This is a genomic window from Corallococcus sp. CA049B, from assembly GCF_003611685.1.
Classification (GTDB): domain Bacteria; phylum Myxococcota; class Myxococcia; order Myxococcales; family Myxococcaceae; genus Corallococcus; species Corallococcus coralloides.
Genome location: NZ_RAWC01000056.1, coordinates 15,090 through 32,994 on the forward strand (window position 1 = coordinate 15,090; position 17,905 = coordinate 32,994).

The following is a 17,905-nucleotide window of genomic DNA, read 5'->3' on the forward strand; positions in this document are numbered from 1 at the left end:
TCGGGGCGGGCGGGGGCTACCAAGGCATTGCCCCGGGGAGGGCAATGCGCCTATGGGAGGGGCATGGCTGACGTGCCTCTTACCGCAGCGGACTTCCCGCCCCCTTCCGTCGAGGAGTGGCGCCGGCTGGTGGACAAGGACCTCAAGGGCAAGCCCTTCACGGTGCTCCAGTCGCCCCTGGAGGGCGGCCTGTCCCTCCAGCCCCTCTACACGCCCCAGGACGCCCCGGCGCCCTCGGAGCCTCCCGGCGTCGCACCCTACGTGCGCGGCACCCAGCCCCTGGGCCACACCGAGGGCGGATGGCTCCTGTGCCAGGAGTACGCGGGGCCGGACGTGGCCTCGACCGCCGACGCGCTCCGCGATGACCTGGAGCGCGGCACGCAGGGCGTGTGGCTGCTCCTGGACGCGCCCCACGGCCTGGACGTGAAGGACGAGGCCACGCTGGCGCGGCTGCTTCAGCACGTGCCGCTGGAGCGCACCCCGGTGCACCTGGAGCCGACCGCGGACGTGCTGCGGCCCGCGTCCCTGCTGCTGGAGGTGCTGGCGAAGAAGGCCGGCGCCGCGAAGCAGTCCCTGCGCGGCAGCCTGGGCATCGACCCCATCGCGGCGCTCGCGCGCCACGGCGCCGCGAAGGTGGACGTGGCCCGCACGCTGGCGGAGGCCGCGCCCCTCGTCACGTCGCTGCTCAAGGACGCGCCGGGCCTGCGCGCGCTGCTCGTGTCGTCGCGTCCCTGGGCGGACGCGGGCGCCACGTCCGTGCATGAGCTGGCGTGGAGCATCGCCACCGGCGTGGAGTACCTGCGCGAGCTGGAGCGCGCGGGCGTGCCGCCGGGTGAGGCCGCCCGGTCCATGCAGTTCGCCCTGTCCGTGGGCGGGCAGTTCTTCCCGGAGATTGCAAAGCTGCGCGCGGCGCGGCTGCTCTGGTCCAAGGTCGTCGCCGCTTCGGGCGGCGCGCCACAGGCGCAGGCAATGGCGCTGCACGCGCGCACGGCCAGCGCCACCAAGACGCGGCGCGATCCGTGGGTGAACATCCTGCGCGGCACCGCGGAGTCCTTCGCCGCCGTCGTCGCGGGCGCGGACAGCGTGAGCACCGCCCCCTTCGACGAGCCCCTGGGCACACCCGACGAACAGAGCCGGCGCCTCGCGCGCAACACGCAGCTCATCCTGCGCGACGAGTCCAGCCTCAACCGCGTCGCGGACCCCGCGGGCGGCAGCTACTACCTGGAGCAGCTCACCGGCGAGTTCGCCCGCGCGGCCTGGACGGAGCTCCAGCGCATCGAAGCGCTGGGCGGCATCTCCCGCGCCATCGCGCAGGGCGACGTGGCCCGCGTCCTCACGGAGACGCGCGCCGCGCGCGACAAGGCCGTGCGCACGCGCAAGCTCCCCATCGTGGGCGTCAGCGAGTTCCCCCACCTCCACGAGGCCCCCGTGCAGCGCGAGGCCCGCGCCGCCGCGCCCGCGCAGGCCGAGGGCGCCGTCACCCCGCCCCAGCCCGTCCGCGTGGCGGAGGCCTTCGAGTCCCTGCGCGACGCGAGCGACCGCTACCACGCGGCGCACGGCGTCCGGCCTCGCGCCTTCATGGCCAACCTGGGCACCGTGGCGGAGCACACCGCGCGCTCCACGTGGATTTCCAACGTGCTCGCCGTGGGCGGCATCGAACCCCACGAACACCACGGCTTCGCGGACGCGAACGCCGCCGCGGAGCTGTTCGCCAAGGCGGGCACGACGCTCGCCGTCATCTCCGGTCCGGACGCCCTCTACCCGGAGGCCGTGCCCGCCTACGTCGCCGCCCTCAAGGCGAAGGGCGCCCGCACGGTCGCCGTCGCGGGCCGTCCCGGTGACCACGAGGCCGCCTTCCGCGCGGCCGGCGTGGACCTCTTCCTCTACGCGGGAGCGGACCTGTTCCAGCTCCTGAAGACGCTGCACACGCAACTGGGAGTGGCCTGATGCGCCCCACCGTTCCGGACTTCTCCCGCGTCGCCTTCGACGCCCCTGAAACCCAGACGCCCGCGTCCGTGCTGGAAGCGCAGCGCGCGAAGGCGGCCCAGGCCACGGCCGCCGCCGAACGCTGGGACACGCCCGAGGGCATCCCCGTCAAGCCGCTCTACACCCGCGAGGACCTGGAGGGCGTGGCGCACCTGGGCTCGCTGCCGGGCCTGCCTCCGTTCGTGCGCGGCCCGTACTCCACCATGTACGTGCAGCAGCCGTGGACGGTGCGCCAGTACGCGGGCTTCTCCACGGCGGAGGCGTCCAACGCCTTCTACCGCCGCAACCTCGCGGCCGGGCAGAAGGGCCTGTCCATCGCGTTCGACCTGGCCACGCACCGGGGCTACGACAGCGACCACCCGCGCGTCGCGGGTGACGTGGGCATGGCGGGCGTCGCCATCGACTCCATCAAGGACATGCGCATCCTGTTCGACCGCATCCCGCTCGACCAGATGAGCGTGTCGATGACGATGAACGGCGCCGTCCTCCCCGTGCTCGCGCTCTACGTGGTCGCGGCCGAGGAACAGGGCGTGAAGCCCGAGCAGCTCAGCGGGACCATCCAGAACGACATCCTCAAGGAGTTCATGGTCCGCAACACGTACATCTATCCGCCCGGCCCCTCGATGCGCATCATCGGGGACATCTTCAAGTTCACTGCGGAGCGGATGCCGCGCTTCAACAGCATCAGCATCAGCGGCTACCACATGCAGGAAGCCGGCGCGACGCAGGACCTGGAGCTGGGCTACACGCTCGCGGACGGCGTGGAGTACGTGAGAGCGGGCCTCGCCGCGGGCCTGGGCGTGGACGCCTTCGCCCCGCGCCTGTCGTTCTTCTGGGCCATCGGCATGAACTTCTTCATGGAGGTGGCCAAGATGCGCGCGGCCCGCCTCCTCTGGGCCCGCCTCATCAAGGGCTTCAACCCCAAGAGCGACAAGAGCCTGGCGCTGCGCACCCACTGCCAGACGTCCGGCTGGAGCCTCACCGCGCAGGACGTCTACAACAACGTCGTGCGCACCTGCGTGGAGGCCATGGCCGCGACGCAGGGCCACACCCAGAGCCTGCACACCAACTCGCTGGACGAAGCCATCGCGCTGCCCACGGACTTCAGCGCGCGCATCGCCCGCAACACGCAGCTGTACCTCCAGTTGGAGAGCGGCACCACGCGCGTCATCGACCCGTGGGGCGGCAGCTACTACGTGGAGCGCCTCACCCACGAGCTGGCCCAGAAGGCGTGGGGCCACATCCAGGAGGTGGAGGCGCTGGGCGGCATGACCCAGGCCATTGAAGCGGGCCTGCCCAAGCTGCGCATCGAAGAGGCCGCCGCGCGCACGCAGGCGCGCATCGACTCCGGACGCCAGGCCATCATCGGCGTGAACAAGTACCCGCCGGAGCGCCCGGACAACATTGAAATCCTCAAGGTGGACAACTCCGCCGTGCGCGAGGCGCAGATTGCCCGCCTGCGCGAGCTGCGCGCGGAGCGCGACGCGGAGGAGGTCCGCCGCCGCCTGGACGCGCTCACCGAGGCGGGCCGCCGCAACGAGGGCAACCTGCTGGCGCTGGCCATCGACGCGGCGCGGGCGAAGGCCACCGTGGGCGAAATCAGCGACGCCCTGGAGAAGGTCTTCGGGCGCTACGAGGCCACCGTGCGCGGGGTGACGGGCGTGTACTCAGCGGAAGCCGGACAGGCGCAGGGCATCTCCGAAGCGCGGGCGAAGGCGGATGACTTCCTGGCGCGCTTCGGCCGCCGGCCGCGCATCCTCATCGCGAAGATGGGCCAGGACGGCCACGACCGCGGGCAGAAGGTCATCGCCACCGCGTTCGCGGACCTGGGCTTCGACGTGGACATCGGGCCGCTGTTCCAGACGCCGGAAGAATCCGCGCGCCAGGCGGTGGAGAACGACGTGCACGTGGTGGGCGCGTCGTCGCTGGCCGCGGGCCACCTCACGCTGGTGCCGCAGCTCAAGCACGCCCTCAAGGCCCTGGGCCGCGAGGACATCATGGTCGTGGTGGGCGGCGTCATCCCGCCGCAGGACTACGACGCGCTCCGCGCCGCGGGCGCCGCCGCCATCTTCGGCCCGGGCACCGTCATCGCGAAGGCCGCCATCGAGCTGCTCGACAAGCTGGCCGCCGAGCAGGAGGCGGCGTGAAGCTGCTGCCCGCGGACACCTACGTGGACGGCGTGCGCGCGGGCGACAGGGCGGTGCTCGCGCGCGCCATCACCCTGGTGGAGAGCGAGCACCCGAAGCACGCGGGGCTCGCGCAGGAGGTCCTCACGCGGCTCTTGCCCCACACCGGAAGGAGCCGCCGCGTGGGCATCAGCGGCGTGCCGGGCGTGGGCAAGAGCACCTTCATCGACGCGCTCGGCATGCACCTGGTGGGCAGCGGCCACAAGGTGGCGGTGCTCGCCATCGACCCGTCCAGCAGCATCACGGGCGGCAGCATCCTGGGCGACAAGACGCGCATGTACCGGCTGGCGCGCGAGCAGGCCGCGTACATCCGCCCCAGCCCCTCCAGTGGCACGCTGGGCGGCGTGGCGCGCAAGACGCGGGAGACGCTGCTGCTCTGCGAGGCCGCGGGCTTCGACGTGGTGCTGGTGGAGACGGTGGGCGTGGGCCAGTCCGAGACGGTGGTCGCGGACCTGGTGGACTTCTACCTGGTGCTGATGCTCGCGGGCGCCGGTGACGAGCTGCAGGGCATCAAGCGCGGCATCCTGGAAGTCGCGGACATGGTGGCCATCAACAAGGCGGACGGCGACAACCTGCCGCGCGCCACGCGGGCCCGCGCGGAGTACCGCGCCGCCCTGCACCTGATGCGCCCCGGCGCGGAGCCGGTGGTCACCACGTGCAGCGCCATGGAGGGCACCGGCATCGACACGCTGTGGGCCTCCGTGGTGGACGTCCTCGCGAAGCGCGAGGCCTCCGGCGACCTCTCGCACCGGCGCACCCAGCAGCAGGTGGGCTGGATGTGGGCCATGGTGAACGACGGACTGCGAGCAGCCCTGCGGGCGCACCCCGAGGTGGCCGCCCTGGTGCCCGTCCTGGAGCAGGCCGTACGCGAAGGACGCGCGACGCCCACCTCCGCCGCACTGCGTGTGCTGGGGGCATTCCTGCCGCAATCGCAGGCCTGACAAGGCGCGTCGTCCAACGGCCAACGCCTGCCTCAATCGCTTGCCGGGCCTGCACTGCACTCCTAGTGTACGCCCGTGCGACACCCCCAACCGACCACCGCTCCCCAGCCGTACCGGCCCCAGCACCACGTCCGCATCGTCACGGCCGCCAGCCTCTTCGACGGACACGACGCGGCCATCAACGTGATGCGCCGCCTGATGCAGTCCTCCGGCGCGGAGATCATCCACCTGGGCCACAACCGGTCCGTGGCTGAAATCGTGGACTGCGCCATCCAGGAGGACGCCCAGGGCATCGCCCTCACGTCCTACCAGGGCGGCCACGTCGAGTACTTCAAGTACATGATTGATTTGCTGCGCGAGCGCGGCGCGAACATCAAGGTGTTCGGCGGCGGCGGCGGCACCATCCTCCCCACGGAAATCGAGGAGCTGCACAAGTACGGCGTCGCGCGCATCTATTCCCCGGACGACGGCCGCGCCATGGGCCTGCAGGGGATGATTGACGACCTCATCTCCCAGTGTGACTTCGAGAAGCGCCCGTCCGACTTCAAGGGCCTCCTGAAGCAGCCGCTGCCCCGCGAGCCGGAGCGCATCGCGTCGCTCATCACCATCGCGGAGAACTTCGCGGACGCGGGCGAGGAGCTGCGCGCCGCGCTGAAGACCGCCGTCGCGGACGCGCCCCGGGTGCCCGTGCTGGGCATCACCGGCACGGGCGGCGCCGGCAAGTCCAGCCTGGTGGACGAGCTGGTGCGCCGCTTCCTGGCGGACTTCCCGGACAAGACGCTGGCGGTGCTCTCCGTGGATCCGTCCAAGCGCAAGTCCGGCGGCGCGCTGCTGGGCGACCGCATCCGCATGAACGCCATCGACAATCCGCGCGTCTACATGCGCTCGATGGCCACCCGCCAGAGCAACCTGGCCCTGTCCCGGCACGTCGCCCACTCCATCGAGGTCTGCAAGGCGGCGGGCTTCGACCTCATCGTGGTGGAGACCTCCGGCATCGGTCAGTCGGACACCGAAATCACCGAGCACTCGGACGTGGCGCTCTACGTGATGACGGCCGAGTACGGCGCGGCGACGCAGCTCGAGAAGATCGACATGCTCGACTTCGCGGACGTCATCGCCATCAACAAGTTCGACAAGCGCGGGTCGCTGGACGCGCTGCGCGACGTGAAGAAGCAGTGGAAGCGCAACCACAACGCCTTCACCCTGGCCGACGACTCGGTGCCCGTGTACGGCACCATCGCGTCGCAGTTCAACGACCCGGGGATGAACACGCTCTACCGGGCCATCATCGACGCGCTGGTGAAGAAGACGGGCGCGACGCTGGACAGCCGCTTCCAGCTCACGCCCGGCATGAGCGAGAAGAAGTGGATCATCCCCCCGGAGCGCACGCGCTACCTGGCCGAGATCGTCGACGCCTGTGAGGACTACGACGGCTTCGTGCGCGCCCAGGCCGCCATCGCCCGGCGCATGTACCAGCTGCACGGCACCATCCAGGCCCTGCGCCAGAACGTGGGGAAGAAGAAGCTGGAGATCGTCGAGCCGAAGAGCGCGGACGACGTGGTGCAGGTGACCGAGCGCGTGGAGGGCGAGCCCGCGTACCTGGGTGACCTGGTGGCGCTGTACCAGGACCTGGAGAGCCGCCTGCACGCGGACTGCCGGCGCCTGCTGGCCGAGTGGCCCGCCACGAAGAAGCGCTATGCCGCGTCCAAGTACCAGTTCCAGGTGCGCGACAAGGTCATCGAGCTGGACCTCATCAGCGAGACGCTGTCGCACCTGCGCGTGCCCAAGATTGCCCTGCCGAAGTATGAGGACTGGGGCGACATCCTGACGTGGCTCCTGCGGGAGAACGCGCCGGGCGCCTTCCCGTTCACCGCGGGCGTCTTCCCGCTCAAGCGCGAGGGCGAGGACCCCGCGCGCATGTTCGCGGGCGAGGGCGGCCCCGAGCGCACCAACAAGCGCTTCCACTACGTGTCGCGCGGCCTGCCGGCGAAGCGCCTGTCCACGGCGTTCGACTCGGTGACGCTGTACGGCGAGGACCCGGACCACCGGCCGGACATCTACGGCAAGGTGGGCAACTCAGGTGTGTCCATCGCGAACGTGGACGACGCGAAGAAGCTCTACTCCGGCTTCGACCTGGCGGACCCGTCCACGTCCGTGTCCATGACCATCAACGGCCCGGCGCCCATGCTGCTGGGCTTCTTCCTCAACGCCGCGGTGGATCAGCAGTGCGAGAAGTGGATCCGCGCCAACGGCAAGGTGGAGGAGGTCGAGAAGAAGATTGAAGCGCTCTACAAGGAGCGCGGCCTGCCGCGTCCGCGCTACCAGGGCGAGCTGCCCCAGGGCAACGACGGCCTGGGCCTGCTGCTCCTGGGCGTGTCCGGTGACGAGGTGCTGCCGGCGGACGTCTACGCGAAGATCCGCGCGTCCACGCTCCAGGCGGTGCGCGGCACGGTGCAGGCGGACATCCTCAAGGAGGACCAGGCGCAGAACACCTGCATCTTCTCCACGGAGTTCGCCCTGCGCGTGATGGGCGACATCCAGCAGTACTTCATCGACCAGAAGGTGCGGAACTTCTACTCGGTGTCCATCTCCGGGTACCACATCGCGGAGGCCGGGGCGAACCCCATCTCCCAGCTGGCCTTCACGCTGGCCAACGGCTTCACCTTCGTCGAGTACTACCTGTCGCGCGGGATGCACATCGACGACTTCGCGCCCAACCTGTCGTTCTTCTTCTCCAACGGCATGGACCCGGAATACGCGGTGCTGGGGCGCGTGGCCCGCCGCATCTGGGCCAAGGCCATCCGGGACAAGTACGGCGGCAACGACCGGTCGCAGAAGCTGAAGTATCACATCCAGACGTCTGGCCGTTCCCTGCACGCGCAGGAGATTGCCTTCAACGACATCCGCACCACGTTGCAGGCGCTCTTGGCGCTCAACGACAACTGCAATTCGTTGCACACGAACGCCTACGACGAGGCCATCACCACGCCCACCGAGGAGAGCGTGCGGCGCGCGCTGGCCATCCAGCTGGTCATCAACAAGGAGTTCGGCCTGTCGAAGAACGAGAACCCCAACCAGGGCTCGTTCATCATCGAGGAGCTGACGGACCTGGTGGAGGCGGCGGTGCTCAACGAGTTCCGCGCCATCTCCGAGCGCGGCGGCGTGCTGGGCGCGATGGAGCGCATGTACCAGCGCTCCAAGATTCAGGAGGAGTCGCTCTACTACGAGATGCAGAAGCACGACGGGACGCTGCCCATCATCGGGGTGAACACCTTCCTGGATCCCAAGGGTTCCCCCACGGTGACGCCGCCGGAGGTCATCCGCGCGACGAAGGAGGAGAAGGACTACGCCATCACCGCGCGTGACGCCTTCTGGAAGCGCAACGCGAAGACGGCGCCCGCGGCGCTGGAGGCGGTGCGCCGCGCGGCCCTGGACAACGGCAACGTGTTCGGCGCGCTGATGGACGCCTGCAAGGTGTGCACGCTGGGCCAGCTGTCCCGCGCGCTGTACGAGGTGGGCGGACAGTACCGCCGCAACATGTGACGCGAGCGCCACGGTCCCGGGCAGACGTCCCGGGACCGCGGCGTGGGTCCAGACGTGGCCATCGCTTCTCAGTACGGGCTCGACGTGGGGCGGATGATGATCTCGCTCACGTCCACGTCCGCGGGCTGGCTGATGGCGTAGCGGATGGCACGGGCGATGGCGTCCGCCGGAATGGCGTCCTTGCGGAACTCGCGCATGTACTCGCGCGACGCCGGGTCGCTGATGGTGTCCGCCAGCTCCGACTGGGTGACTCCGGGCGAAATCACCGTCACCCGGATGTCCGCGCCCACCTCCTGACGCAGCCCTTCGGAGAGGGCCATCACCGCGAACTTCGTGGCGCAGTACACCGCCGCCGTCGGGCTCACCGCGTGCCCGCCAATGGAAGACAGGTTGATGAACTGCCCCGACTTCTGGCGCTTCATCACCGGCAGCCCCGCGGCGATGCCGTGCAGCACGCCCCGGATGTTCACGTCGATCATCCGGTTCCACTCGTCCACCTTCAGCTCCTCCAGCTTGGACAGCGGCATCACCCCCGCGTTGTTGATGAGCACGTCCAGCCGCCCGAACTCCTTCAGCGTGAAGGCCACGAAGCCCTCCACGTCCTCGCGCTTCGTCACGTCCAGCGGCCGGTAGCGCACCTCGCCGCCCTTCGTCCTCAGCTCGCCCGTCAGCGCCTCCAGCCGGTCCGTCCGGCGCGCGCCCAGCACCACCTTCGCCCCCTGGCTGGCGAGCAGGCGGGCTGTCGCCTCGCCAATGCCGCTGCTCGCGCCCGTGATGGCCACCACCTTGCCCTGGATGTCCGTCGTCATCGCTTTCGTCCTCGCTCGTGGGCCCGGCGCGGAAAGGGCGCCGGGGATGACCGCACCCTCTCAAGGAGCGTGGCGACGGCGGTATCCGGATGCTCGCGGACTCTTGCCCATTCCTGCACGAGCGCCCCTCCCCGGCAGGAGTTAGAACGGACGCGCATGCCGACCGACCTGAGCCCGCACCTGTCCGAGCTGGCGACGCTCCTGGAGCGCCACACGCCCGCGGACGGCATCCATGCCACCGCCATCCCCCGCATGGTGCTCATCCGCGCCTCCCAGCCCTCCACGCCCCTGCACGCGCTGCAAGAGCCGGCGCTGTGCATCGTGGCGCGGGGCCGCAAGCAGGTGCTCCTGGGCGACGAGCTGTATGTCTATGGCCCGGACCAGTGCCTCGTCGCGTCCGTGGACCTGCCCGTCACGGGGCAGGTGGTGGAGGCCTCGCCCGACGCGCCCTACCTCTGCTTCCGGTTGGACCTGGAGCCGGGACAGCTGGGCAGCCTGATGATGGAGGCGGCGCTGGAGGCGCCCGGCCCCATCGACAGGGTCCGGGGCCTGGCGCTCGGGCCCGTGGGCGCGCCGCTGCTGGACGCGACGTCGCGGCTGGTGCGGCTTCTGGACACGCCGCGCGACATCCCCGTGCTCGCGCCGCTCGTCATCCGCGAAATCCTCTACCGCCTGCTGTCCGGCGAGAACTCCGAACGGCTGCGGCGCATCGCCGTGGCGGACAGCCGCCGCGAGTCCGTCACGCGCGCCATCCACTGGCTCAAGGAACACTACGCCGCGCCGCTGCGCATCGAGCGGCTGGCGCGCGCCGTCCACATGAGCCCGTCCGCGCTCCACCACCACTTCAAGTCCGTCACCGCCATGAGCCCGCTGCAGTACCAGAAGCAGCTGCGGCTCCAGGAGGCCCGCCGCCTGATGCTGGCGCAGGCCATGGACGCGGCCATGGCCGGACACTCGGTGGGCTACGAGAGCCCGTCCCAGTTCAGCCGCGAGTACAGCAGGATGTTCGGTGCACCACCTTCGCGTGACATCGCGAGGCTGCGGGGGTCCCTCGCCTCCGCTCCGGCCGCGGCGCGCTAGTCCCCAGGGACGATGGCCGACCCGGCACGTCGTTTCCACGTTGTGCCCCCCTCAGGAGGGGCGCGATGTCATCTGGCGAAGTCGGAGACTGGGGACTGAAGCACGTGGCGGCACAGCTCACCGCCGAAGAGCTGGAGCTGGTGGCCCGCGAGGAGCCGCTCCGGGACCCCGCCCTGCCCCCCTCGGGCAGCGCCGTGCGGTTCCTGCGGGTGCACCTCATGCGCATCGCGGGACACCTGGGCGAGCTGCACCTGCCGGACTTCCAGGAGGTGATGGGCCACGCGCTCCAGACCGTGGAGGGCGCCACGCACCTGCTCTTCGTCGCCCAGCTGCGGGAGCGGCTCGCCTTCGAGCGGACCAGCTCCCGGCTCTACGCGGGCCTGCTGGTGAAGACCCATGCCCTGGGCAGCTACCCGGGAGGCCCCACGCCGGAGCGGCTGGTGGAGCTGCACAACCAGGAGCTGGACCACCTGAACCTCATCCGCGAGTGCATCTACCGGCTCGGCGTGGACGCGCCCCAGCTGATGGCGCACGGGGACGGCGCGGATCCGCGCCCCCATGGGCTGCTGCGGGCCGTGGACGACCCGTGCGCCACGCTCCCGGACGCGCTGCGCGCGGTCCTCATCTCCGAAATCCTCAACAACGCCGGCTGGGCGATGCTCGTGGACCTGGCCCAGGAGCTGGGACCGCCCGACCTGGTGGGCGCCTTCCGCGACGTCCTGCGCGAGGAGACGCTCCACCTGGAAGAGGTCACCACCTGGGTCGCCAACCTGCCGGACGACCTCCGCGTCACCGACGCGCGGGCCTCCGCCAGCTGAGGCGTTCAGCGGGACACGGGCCGCCTCCGGGCGACGCGCTCCCGCACGGTGGCGATGAAGGCCGGCTTGTCCGCGCTGCCCTTCACCCCGTCGAAGTCCAGGTCCAGGTTCTCGGCCACGGCCCGGAGGTATTCCAGACAGGGCTCGTCCTGGGGTGTCTTGCCTTCGGCGAACAGCGGATGGCAGACAGGGCAGTAGTTGACCACCCAGACGCGCTCGCCCTCTGGAATCTCCAGCGAGACAGGGCTGCCGTCACCCATGTCCTCTTCGTACGGCTCGATGCGCCAGACGCCCGTGGCGTCATCGTCGTCCATGAGCAGCTGCCGGTAGTTGAGGCTGGGGACGAACTCCCACTCGCCCCAGTCGTAGCCGAAGGCCTGCGTCCGCGTGCGGCGGGCGCGGCTCCGGGCCTCCTCGAAGGCGTCCGCGTCCTCCGGCGCCTCGTCGGCGGCGAAGAAGAACAGGTCCAGGAGGGCCTCGTCGTTGCCGAAGCCCTCCTCCTCGCACTCCTTGCCGGTCTTCTCACCGCACTCGAATGACGAGGGGGGACCGCAGACACTGCATCGGTAGTCGTGGACGCCCATGGCTGGAGCCTACCAGTCCCACCGCGTCACTCCTCGGCGGCCTCCGCCTCCGGCACGTCGAAGGTGCACGTCGGCTCGCCGCCATCCGCACTCGCCCCTGCCCCTGGGGAGTTCTTCCAGCAGGAGGCAGGACGAAGCGCAGCAGGCGCGGCAGCACGACGCGCGGCGGATGGGACATGGCCTTCATCCCATCCGGAGGGCCGTGGAGGCCTGGCCCGGCCCGGCGCGCACGACCCGCCGGGCCGCGTGCCTCCGTATGAGGAGGCATGCGAGTCATGGACCTCCGCCGGACGCGGTACCTGCTGGGCGCCCTGCTGTCGTGGGGCGCCGCCGCCTGCCACGGGACGGACGGGCCTGCATCCCCGTGTGAGGGCTCGGACTGCGCGGTGCCCGGGCTCACCCGGGCGTTCGAGCAGGGCACGCTGACCTCCCAGACGCAGCCGCGCGGGGACTTCGGAGGCCTCAAGGTGCGGCGGGCCGCTGGACGCACCTTCGTGCTGGAGACGACGCGGGACGCGGAGGGACGGGACACCCGCCGGCTCACCGTGTCCGCGCAGGGCGGCGCGCGACCGTGGCGGTTCGACGCCGCGGCCGGTGACCACCTGAGCGACTTCACCGTGCACCCGTCCGGAGAGGTCACCCTGGGCGTCGAGCGCACCGGCGCGACCGCGGAGGCCTACGACCTGGTGCGCCTGTCCGCCGATGGCCAACTGCTGTCCCGGCAGGCCCTGCCCGCGCCCGCGACGGTGCCCGGCGCGGACCTGGGAGACACCCTGCCCTCCCCCGCGTTCCGCATGAAGTCTCCCTGGGTCCACGCCCTCACCGACGGCTGGCTGCGCACGGAGGCGCGCGGCGAGGACGTGGCCGTGGCCTTCCTGTCGCTCGTGGCCATTCCGGAGGGCGGGCCCGCCCCCCAGGACCTGGCGTCAGGCCTGATGACGCTCCAGTGGATGGACGGGCGCTACACCGAGCAGTGGACCCGCGTCGTCGACGGGCGCCACTCCACGCAGCCGGCCGCCTGGGCCTACGACGAGTTCCGCTGGCGCGAGGCCCCGCTCCGGCCGCTGCTCGCGGTGGACCCGGACGGCCAGCTGGTGGTGGGCCGCACGTGGAACAGCTCCCGCTGCCTGGCCTCCAGCCGCACGTTCAACGACTTCACCTCCGTGCACTGCCGCTCCGGCGACGACGTCACCACGCCCGCGGACACCCAACGGCAGCCCTTCGCCGTGACGGCCTTCACGCCCGTGGGGACGCGCATCGGGACGCACGTCTTCGTCCCCGCCCGGGCGGCGGAGTTCGTCGTCTTCGACATGGCGGTGCGCGGCGGCGAGGTGGCGCTCGCGGGCACCGTGGTGACAGAGGGCTCGGATGGCGCCATCGCCTGGTACCCGTCCTCGCCGGGCGCGCAGGACCGGATGACGCCCTACGACGGTTACCTGGGCGTGCTGTCGCTCGACTCGGGCGCCCTGCGCTTCGAGCACCGAGTGGACACGGGCCGCGCGGACCACTTCTCCGCGCTGCGCTGGACGGAGGCGGGACTGGCCGCCGTGGGCGCGTCCGGCTGGGACCGGTGGTACGGCGGGATGAGCATCTCGCGCGGCTCCGGGGCCCTGCTCGCGCTCGCGTCCACCGACGGCCAGACGGTGCGCACGCGGCGGCCCGGCCCCGAGGGACAGGGCCGCCATTACCACCTGCTGGGCGTGGACGCGGACGGGGACTCGCTGGTGGCGGTGGGGCTCGCGGAGGCGCCGATGACGCACTCCGGAGACGACGGTCACCTGGAGGCGATGACCTTCGGCGGGCTCACGGTGGAGCTGCGCTGAAGCCACCCGCGCGCCCCACGGGCTCAGTACCCCGGCGACACGTAGCAGAAGTCAGACCGGTGGGGGCAGTCCTGCGGGCAGCTGGACGGCGTCTCCCCGTCGCAACACACGGAGTCGCCGCAGACGGGCCCTAAGCCCCAGGGAGCGCGGCGTAGACTGCCGGGCATGACGACCTCCGCTTCCGACGCCTCGCGGCTCCTGGACCTGCTGTGGGAGCGCTACGCCTCCGAAGTCCCCTTCGCGCGCACCTTCGTGACGCTGTCCGGGGGACACTTCCGCAACGACCACGTCGCGTTCCGCACCCTCGCGCGGCCGGAGGGGGGCATCGCCCTCTTCTCCCGCGTGTTCGAGCGGCTCGGGTGGAAGCCGGCCGGCGCGTACACGTTCCCGGACGCGCACCTGTCCGCCATCTACCTGTCGCATCCGGACGGCTTGCCGCGCGTCTTCCTGTCCGAGCTGAAGCAGGAGGAGCTGTCGCCCCGCGCCCGCGAGCTGCTCGCCGCGCTGCCGGTGGATCCGCCGCCGCCGGAAGACGTGGAGTCGCTCGCGGCGTGGTTCACGGCGCCGCCGCCTCCGGACGAAGCCGCGCTGCTGGAGCTGGAGAAGGAGACGCAGTACGGCGCGTGGCTGCTGGCCTTTGGCCGCAAGGTGAATCACTTCACCGGCGCGGTGGACGACGTGGAGGCGTGGCAGCGGCGCATGCGCGAGGCGGGCGTGCCCATGAAGGCGGACATCGAGGGCGCGCCCGGCACTTCGCTCCGGCAGACGGCCACGCACGCGGCCCCGCTGCCCCTGACGCTCCGGGGCGGGGGCACGCGCTCGTGGCCGTATGCGTACTTCGAAATCGCCCAGCGCTCGGGAGGGTTTGACGGGTTCCTGGGGCCGCAGGCCCGCGCGCTGTTCGACATGACGAAGCGGGGCTGAGGCTCGCGGCCCTGGGAGGAGCGTGTCCGCTCCGCGATGCAGCTGTCCATCCCCGGGGTGGGGCCTTCGGGCAAGGCAGCGCGGAGCACGTGTTGCGAGGGCTGGGACGCCTCTCCACCTTGCCGCACGACGAACCCACGACAGAGGAGGCACACCATGCCCATGTCCCGACTGCCGCTGATGCTCGCCGCGACCGCGGCGCTTTGTTTCTCCGCGGGTTGCTCCAAGAAGGGGATGCACAAGGAGGAGTCCAAGCAGCCGATGTCCGCCACCGAGATGTCGTCCACGGGGGACCAGCGCTGCCCCATGTCGGTCCCGGGCGCGCAGGTCCACACGCAGGACACGTCCAACGGCGTGGCGCTCATGTTCACCACGTCCGACCCGTCACAGGTGGCGGACCTCCAGACGCGCGCCCGGCGGCTGCTGAACGAGCAGGCCAAGCGCACCAACGCGGAGAGGCCCATGGACCTGGCGCAGGCGGAGGACCTGGGCGACAGCCCCACGGAGATACAGTCGGGCCGCGACGAGAGCGGGACCGGCGGAGGCGGCAACCAGGGCATGGCCGGGGCGCCCACCGTCCTCTCCACGGTCGTGGCCCAGGACACGCCGGAGGGCATCACCATCACCTACTCCGCGCAGGACCCCATGCAGAAGCGCCAGCTCATCGACGAGGTCCACGAGACCGCGCGTCAGATGCAGGGCGGCCACTGCCCCGGCTTGTAGCCCGCGCGCCGGGACGGCGTGACGAACGCCGTCCCGGTGGAGGCCCTACCGGCGGAACACCACCGTGAGGTTGTGGCTCGGCATCTCCACCACGCGCTCGCGCTGGAGCCCGTGGCGCGCGGCCTCGGCGGTCACCACGCCCAGCTCGCGCACGCCCCAGGACGGGTCGCGCGCGCGGAGCGATTCGTCGAAGGCGAGGTTGCTCGGCGCGGTCTCCTTCCCCTCCACGAAGTAGGGGCCGTACAGCACCAGCCGCCCGCCCGGACGCAGCACCCGCGCCGCGCCCCGCATCAATCCCTGGCAGGCCGCCCACGGCGCGATGTGGATCATGTTCACGCAGAGCATGGCGTCCGCGTGCTCCACCGGCCAGGCGTCCGAGCTCGCGTCCAGCAGGCGCGCGGGCAGGACGTTGGCCAGCCCGTCCTCCACGCGCCACGCGTCGATGCTCTCCAGCGCCGCCGGGTCGCCATCCGTCGGCTGCCAGGTCAGCCCCGGGAAGGCCTTCGCGAAGAAGGCCGCGTGCTGGCCGGTGCCGCTCGCCACCTCCAGCAACGTGCCCTCCGTGGGCAGCACCTCCCGGAGGACGGCGAGGAGCGGTTCGCGGTTGCGTTCGGTGGCCGGGGCGTGACGCTTCATGTCCTCCCCTCTTCCACACCCGCGCACGCGAGGAAAGGCCTCTCGCGGAAGTTTGCAATCACAGTCAAACCAACGACTCCCCCCGCACGGAATCCGCAACACTTTCCGGGTCCTGCCGAAAACCTCCTGCTTCAACTCGCCTCATCCCCCAGGCAGGAGTGACCTTGACGTTCTTCAACCGGAATGTTTCACGCATGCTGTGCTCGGTGTCTCTGCTCGCGCTCGCAGGCTGCGGGCCGCAGGGAGCGGAGGCTCCCTCCCTCCCCGAGCAGGAGGTCGCGACGGCCCGGCAGGCGGTGTCCACCATCGCGTACCGGAGCAGCGCCACGGCGGGCGGCAGCACGCGCACGTCGTTGAGCATCGCGAAGCCCACGGGCACGGCGGTGGGTGACGTGCTGCTGGCGCGCATCATCAACCGCAACAACGTGGCCGCGGTGGCGACGCCGCCCGCGGGCTGGACGCTGGTGCGCTCGGACCAGAGCGCGTCGCAGCTCAAGGCGTGGATCTTCTACAAGGTCGCCACCGCGTCCGAGCCGTCCACGTACGCGTTCACCATCGACATCGCCAGCTACATGGCCGGCAGCATCTCCGCGTTCTCCGGCGTGGACACGGCCAACCCCATCGACGCGCAGACGGGCCAGAAGAACGGCCTCACCTCCAGCTTCAACACGCCCGCCCTCTCCACCAGCACCGCCAACGGCGTCGCGGTGTGGTTCGGCTCGCAGCTGTGGACCGGCGCCGCGTGCCCGGCGAGCCCCATCGTCCCGCCCGCGGGCTTCACCGAGCCCGTGGACACCTGCCTCGTGTCCTCGTCCACGGGCGTCATCTACAACGTGGCCCACAAGGACCTGGGCGCCGCGGGCGCGCAGGGTTCGTTCAACGGTTCGTCCCCGTACGCGGAGACGAACACCGCGCAGGTGGTGGCGCTGCGCGCGGCCAACGCCTCCGCCTCCTGCTCCGTGGGGGACACCTTCTCCACCGCGTACACCACCCAGGGCACCGTGACGGCCACCGCGCTGGTGGAGCCGTCCGGCATCGCCGCCAGCCGCCTCACGCCGGGCGTCCTCTACGCGCACAACGAGGACACCACCGCCATCGTCGCCATCAGCACCGCGGACGCGAGCACGAAGGGCACCTTCACCGTGTCCAACGTGACGCCCGCGGACTGGGAGGACGTCGCCACCGGCCCGTGCCCCGCCGGCCAGTGCATCTACATGGGCGACATCGGCCGCTCGAGCGCCAACTTCCCCACGCCGCCGTCCACCTTCGCCGTCTACCGCATCCCGGAGCCCGACATCGGCGCGGGCCAGACGAGCGGGAACCTCACCGCCGAGGCCTTCCCCTTCCAGTACCCGGACACGCCCAAGGACGCGGAGACCCTCATGGTCCACCCCACCACGGGCGACATCTACGTCGTCACCAAGTCCTACTCGGGCGCGAGCAAGGTCTACAAGTTCCCCCAGCCGCTCCCCACGCCGGGCACCCTGAGCACGCTCGTGTTCGTGGCCAACCTCCCGCTGCCCACCACCACGGACACCAACTACGGCGCCGCCACGTCCGGCGCCATCCACCCGTGCGCCAACCGCTTCCTGCTGCGCACCTACCGCAAGGTGTATGAGTTCCGCGCCGCCACGGGCGCGGCCTTCGAGACCGCGTTCGCCGCCGCGCCCGTCTCCCTGACGGACACCGTGGAGGGCCAGGGTGAGGCCATCGAGTACGACCCGACCGGCACGGCCTATTACACGATGAGCGAGTCGCCCTCGCCCTTCCGGCTCAAGCGCGTCGTGCGCCAGTAGCCCGCAATCGCAGTCATGACCAGGCCGCGTCCAGCTCCCGCGCCGGGCGCGGCCTT

The 17,905-nt window shown here is 71.1% G+C and carries 13 protein-coding genes; 10 read left to right on the forward strand and 3 right to left on the reverse strand.

The window, feature by feature from the left end; all coding sequences use genetic code 11:
• Window positions 1-63 precede the first annotated feature (63 nt).
• From D7W82_RS15205 to D7W82_RS15220, 4 genes are all read left to right on the forward strand, one after another.
• Entirely contained in the window at window positions 64-1,947 is a 1,884-nt protein-coding gene (locus D7W82_RS15205) for a methylmalonyl-CoA mutase family protein (protein ID WP_120619048.1), read from the forward strand.
• Window positions 1,947-4,133, forward strand: coding sequence for a methylmalonyl-CoA mutase (gene scpA, locus D7W82_RS15210; protein ID WP_120619049.1), 2,187 nt, complete (start codon window positions 1,947-1,949; stop codon window positions 4,131-4,133). Before D7W82_RS15205 ends, scpA begins: the two co-directional genes overlap by 1 nt.
• Window positions 4,130-5,113 carry a methylmalonyl Co-A mutase-associated GTPase MeaB gene (gene meaB, locus D7W82_RS15215; protein ID WP_120619050.1) on the forward strand — a complete coding sequence of 328 codons (984 nt, stop codon included), beginning with the start codon at window positions 4,130-4,132 and terminating at the stop codon, window positions 5,111-5,113. Before scpA ends, meaB begins: the two co-directional genes overlap by 4 nt.
• Window positions 5,114-5,188: 75 nt before the next feature.
• On the forward strand, window positions 5,189-8,656 hold the full coding sequence (locus D7W82_RS15220) for a methylmalonyl-CoA mutase family protein (protein WP_120619051.1): 3,468 nt from the start codon (window positions 5,189-5,191) through the stop codon (window positions 8,654-8,656).
• A 68-nt stretch (window positions 8,657-8,724) separates the two neighbouring features.
• Here D7W82_RS15220 and D7W82_RS15225 read toward each other — a convergent pair whose 3' ends face one another.
• Window positions 8,725-9,465, reverse strand: a complete 741-nt coding sequence (locus tag D7W82_RS15225) for an SDR family oxidoreductase (protein ID WP_120619052.1) — start codon at window positions 9,463-9,465, stop codon at window positions 8,725-8,727.
• Between the two features lie 156 nt (window positions 9,466-9,621).
• Between D7W82_RS15225 and D7W82_RS15230 the strand changes: the two genes are divergently transcribed.
• Both D7W82_RS15230 and D7W82_RS15235 read left to right on the forward strand, forming a co-directional pair.
• Window positions 9,622-10,545, forward strand: a complete 924-nt coding sequence (locus D7W82_RS15230) for an AraC family transcriptional regulator (protein ID WP_120619053.1) — start codon at window positions 9,622-9,624, stop codon at window positions 10,543-10,545.
• A gap of 65 nt (window positions 10,546-10,610) precedes the next feature.
• Window positions 10,611-11,363, forward strand: coding sequence for a ferritin-like domain-containing protein (locus D7W82_RS15235; protein ID WP_120619054.1), 753 nt, complete (start codon window positions 10,611-10,613; stop codon window positions 11,361-11,363).
• 5 nt (window positions 11,364-11,368) lie between these two features.
• Here the strand turns inward: D7W82_RS15235 and D7W82_RS15240 are convergent, their stop codons facing one another.
• The gene (locus D7W82_RS15240) at window positions 11,369-11,947 is read right to left on the reverse strand and encodes a hypothetical protein (protein WP_120619055.1); all 579 of its coding nucleotides are present in this window, start codon (window positions 11,945-11,947) and stop codon (window positions 11,369-11,371) included.
• Window positions 11,948-12,222: 275 nt separating this feature from the next.
• Between D7W82_RS15240 and D7W82_RS15245 the strand changes: the two genes are divergently transcribed.
• From D7W82_RS15245 to D7W82_RS15255, 3 genes are all read left to right on the forward strand, one after another.
• Complete coding sequence (locus D7W82_RS15245; protein ID WP_120619056.1) at window positions 12,223-13,770, forward strand: hypothetical protein; 1,548 nt, start codon at window positions 12,223-12,225, stop codon at window positions 13,768-13,770.
• A gap of 165 nt (window positions 13,771-13,935) precedes the next feature.
• The gene (locus D7W82_RS15250) at window positions 13,936-14,694 is read left to right on the forward strand and encodes a DUF1338 domain-containing protein (RefSeq protein WP_120619057.1); all 759 of its coding nucleotides are present in this window, start codon (window positions 13,936-13,938) and stop codon (window positions 14,692-14,694) included.
• A gap of 156 nt (window positions 14,695-14,850) precedes the next feature.
• The gene (locus D7W82_RS15255; protein WP_120619058.1) at window positions 14,851-15,417 is read left to right on the forward strand and encodes a hypothetical protein; all 567 of its coding nucleotides are present in this window, start codon (window positions 14,851-14,853) and stop codon (window positions 15,415-15,417) included.
• Between the two features lie 45 nt (window positions 15,418-15,462).
• Here the strand turns inward: D7W82_RS15255 and D7W82_RS15260 are convergent, their stop codons facing one another.
• Window positions 15,463-16,053, reverse strand: coding sequence for a DUF938 domain-containing protein (locus D7W82_RS15260; protein ID WP_120619059.1), 591 nt, complete (start codon window positions 16,051-16,053; stop codon window positions 15,463-15,465).
• A gap of 158 nt (window positions 16,054-16,211) precedes the next feature.
• On the opposite strand from D7W82_RS15260, the gene D7W82_RS15265 reads away from it, so the two are divergent.
• The gene (locus D7W82_RS15265) at window positions 16,212-17,849 is read left to right on the forward strand and encodes a cell wall anchor protein (protein WP_233587587.1); all 1,638 of its coding nucleotides are present in this window, start codon (window positions 16,212-16,214) and stop codon (window positions 17,847-17,849) included.
• Window positions 17,850-17,905: the final 56 nt, after the last annotated feature.